General features: G+C 75.2%; 3 protein-coding genes. All 3 read left to right on the top strand.

What is annotated here, in order from left to right:
• On the top strand, positions 1-1,170 hold a 1,170-nt coding region (locus JZ5iCDA_RS16185), incomplete at its 5' end, for a hemolysin family protein (protein WP_069388073.1).
• On the top strand, positions 1,167-2,117 hold the full coding sequence (gene era, locus JZ5iCDA_RS16180; protein WP_069388072.1) for a GTPase Era: 951 nt from the start codon (positions 1,167-1,169) through the stop codon (positions 2,115-2,117). The genes JZ5iCDA_RS16185 and era, both read left to right, overlap by 4 nt.
• 112 nt (positions 2,118-2,229) lie before the next feature.
• The coding region (locus JZ5iCDA_RS16175) for an alpha/beta hydrolase family protein (protein WP_069388071.1) at positions 2,230-3,634 on the top strand (1,405 nt) is incomplete at its 3' end.

The following is a 3,634-nucleotide window of genomic DNA, read 5'->3' as shown; positions in this document are numbered from 1 at the left end:
GACCCCGCGGCCACCGCGCGCTCGGTCGGGTTCGTCCGCGTCGTCGCGGAGGTCGCGGCGGTGGCGTGCCTGACGCTGCTCGTCGCCGCCTGGCTCGAGCCGTGGTGGCAGGTGCTCCTCGTCGCGCTCGTCGTGAGCGTCGTCGTCGGACTCGTCGTGGTGCGCGCCAGCCCGCGCTCGCTCGGGCGCCGCCACGCCGTGCGGGTCCTGCTCGCGCTGTCCGGGCCGCTGGCGGCCGTCGCCGCCGCGACCCGCTGGCTCACGCGGCTCGCCCCGGCCCCGGACGCCGGCGCGCACGAGCGCGAGCTGCAGGACATGGTGGACCGCGTCAACGAGTCCGAGGTCATCGAGGACGAGGAGCGCGAGCTCATCCGCTCGGTCTTCGGTCTCGGCAGCACGCTGACGCGCGAGGTGATGGTGCCGCGCACCGACATGATCACGACGTCGCGCGAGACGCCGCTGCGCAAGACCCTCACGCTGTTCCTGCGCTCGGGGTTCTCCCGCGTCCCCGTCACCGGGACGTCCGCCGACGACCTCGTCGGCGTCGCCTACTTCAAGGACGTCGTGCGCGTGCTCGACGCCGCGCCCGGCGACCGGGACCGCCCGGTCGGCGACGTCGCGCGCCCCGCGATCTTCGTCCCCGAGTCCAAGCCCGTGGACGACCTGCTGCGCGAGATGCAGGCGTCCGCGTCGCACATCGCGATGGTCGTCGACGAGTACGGCGGCATCGCCGGTCTCGTGACGATCGAGGACGCGCTCGAGGAGATCGTCGGCGAGCTCACGGACGAGCACGACCGCCCGGAGCCCGAGGTCGAGGACCTCGGCGACGGGCGCCTGCGCGTGCCCGCGCGGCTGAGCGTCGACGAGCTCGGCGACCTGTTCGAGCTCGGCCTCGACGACGACGACGTCGACACCGCGGGCGGCCTCCTCGCCAAGGCGCTCGGCAAGGTCCCGCTCCCGGGCTCGTCCGCCGAGGTCCACGGCCTGCGGCTCGAGGCCGACCGCGTCCGGGGCCGGCGCAAGCAGCTCGCGACCCTCGTCGTCTCGCGCGTCGAGCGCGCGCGCACCGAGGACGAGGACACCGGCGACGAGGCCGCGGCCCGTCGTCGCCCGACCGCCCCCGCCGCGTCGTCCGACGTCGCGCGCTCGACACCGGAGGACATCCCGTGAGCACCACCCCGTCCGAGCACCGTTCCGGCTTCGCCTGCCTCGTCGGCCGGCCCAACGCCGGCAAGTCGACGCTGACGAACGCGCTCGTCGGCCAGAAGGTCGCCATCACGTCCGGCCGTCCGCAGACGACCCGGCACACCATCCGGGGCATCGTGCACCGTGCCGACGCCCAGCTCGTCCTCGTCGACACCCCCGGTCTGCACCGTCCCCGGACGCTGCTCGGCGAGCGTCTCAACGACCTCGTGCGCGAGACGCTCACCGAGGTCGACGTCATCGCGTTCTGCCTGCCCGCGGACCAGAAGATCGGGCCCGGCGACCGCTTCATCGCGAACGAGCTGGCCGAGGTCCGGCGCGGGCGCCACCGCACGCCGGTCGTCGCCGTCGTCACCAAGGCCGACCTCGTGGACCGCGGCACCCTCGCGGCGCACCTCCTCGCGGTCGACGCGCTCGGCGAGCAGGCGGGCGGATGGGCCGACATCGTCCCCGTCTCGGCGCAGGACGGGTACCAGGTCGACGTCCTCACCGACGTGCTCGTCGCGCACCTGCCGGAGGGCCCGGAGCTCTACCCGGGCGGCGAGCTCACGGACGAGCCGGAGGCCGTCATGGTCGCCGAGCTCGTGCGCGAGGCCGCGCTCGAGGGCGTGCGCGACGAGCTCCCGCACTCGCTCGCCGTCCAGGTCGAGGAGATCGTCCCGCGCGAGGGCAGCGGCGACGAGCGCACCGGCCGCCCGCCGCTGCTCGACGTGCGGGTGAACCTCTTCGTCGAGCGCGACAGCCAGAAGGCGATCGTCATCGGGCGGGGCGGCTCGCGGCTGCGCGACGTCGGGACGCGCGCGCGACGCGGGATCGAGGCGCTGCTGGGCGCGCGGGTCTACCTGGACCTGCACGTCAAGGTCGCGAAGGACTGGCAGCGCGACCCCAAGCAGCTGCACCGGCTCGGCTTCTGACGCAGAGGCCGACGCAGAGGCCGACGCCGCGCGGCGGGCGGGGGACGTCCCCCGCCCGGGTGTCGGGCGCGCACCAGGGCTGGCGCGAGAGGCCGCGACGTACGATGCCACGGTGATCTTCCGGACCGCCGCGACGACGGCAGCCCTCGCCGTCGTGCTCGCGATCCTCGGGGCCGTGACCGGCCCGCAGTGGGACCCGGTCCCCGTGGGCGAGCACCTGGAGCCCGCGACGTCGGACACGACGATCGGCGGACAGCCTGCCGGCGGCGTGGACGGGGTGGACACCTACGACGTGCGCGAGACCGACGTGACGGTCCGCCTCGACGGCACGAGCGTCGACGGCGTCCTGCGCGAGCCGGTCGGGGCCGAGGGCGACCGCCCCGGCATGGTGTTCGTCCACGGCGCGGGCACGGGCAAGGCGACCGAGGCGTTCGTCGACGTCGCGACCGACCTCGCGAGCGCGGGCGTCGTGACGCTCGTGCCCGACAAGCGCCTCGACACGTACACGACGCGACACCGCGACTACGCGGCGATGGCGCGAGACTACCTGCGCTCCGTCGACCTCCTGCGCGACCGGCCCGGGGTCGACCCCGGCGCCGTCGGCGTGTACGGCGAGTCGGAGGGCACGTGGATCGTGCCGATCATGGCCGTGGACGACCCGGGCATCGCGTTCAGCGTGCTCGTCTCGGCACCGGTCGTGCCGCCGCGGCAGCAGGCGGCGTTCGCGGTCGACAGCTACCTGCGCAACACCGACGTGCCGCACGGCGTGTTCCGGGCCATCCCGCGCGCCGTCGGCATGGCGATCCCCGGCGGCGGCTTCGAGTACGCCGACTTCGACGTCGAGCCGTACCTTCAGCGGCTGTCGCAGCCCGTGCTCGTCGTCTACGGCACCGACGACCCCTCCATGCCGGTCGAGCAGGGCGCGCGCGAGGTGATGGACGCGACCGCGGACCAGCCCGGCGCCGAGGTGACCGTGCGCTACTACGCGGGCGCGAACCACGGCATCAAGATCGACGACGAGCTCGTCCCCGACTTTCCCCGCGACGTCGCGGCGTGGGTCCTGGGCATGCCGGGCAGCGCCGGCGCGCCGCCGCAGGTCGCGGGGGCGCAGCCGAACCAGCAGTACCTCGCGGGGCCGGTCCCGTCGCCGCGGTGGCTCGGCAACGGCGACCTGTTCGTCGGTCTCGTCGTCGCGGCCGTCGGGCTGCTCGTGCTCGGCCCGCTCGTGCGGCTCGCGGTGGTGCTCGTGACCCGGCTGCGCCGCGTCGTCGGGCGCACGGTCCGCTCGGCCGGGCTCGCACCCGGCGTCCGGGGGCCGCTGCTCGCCCTCGGTGCGGGCGCGCTCGCGACGACGGTCGGGCTCGTCGTCTACCTGCTCGCCGTCGCGCGGCTCGCGCTCGACTACGAGAAGGACGCGTGGGTGGTGCAGGGCGGCTGGGTGGCCGTGCGCCTCGTCGGGCTCGCGACGCTGGTCGCCGCGGCACTCCTGCTGCAGCGCTGGGCGGAGCTGCGCGCCG

It is taken from the genome of Cellulosimicrobium cellulans, assembly GCF_001722485.1.
In the GTDB taxonomy this organism is placed as follows: domain Bacteria; phylum Actinomycetota; class Actinomycetes; order Actinomycetales; family Cellulomonadaceae; genus Cellulosimicrobium; species Cellulosimicrobium cellulans_A.
The sequence above is the reverse complement of the archived record's forward strand: the minus strand, read 5'-3'. Positions and strand labels throughout refer to the sequence as shown.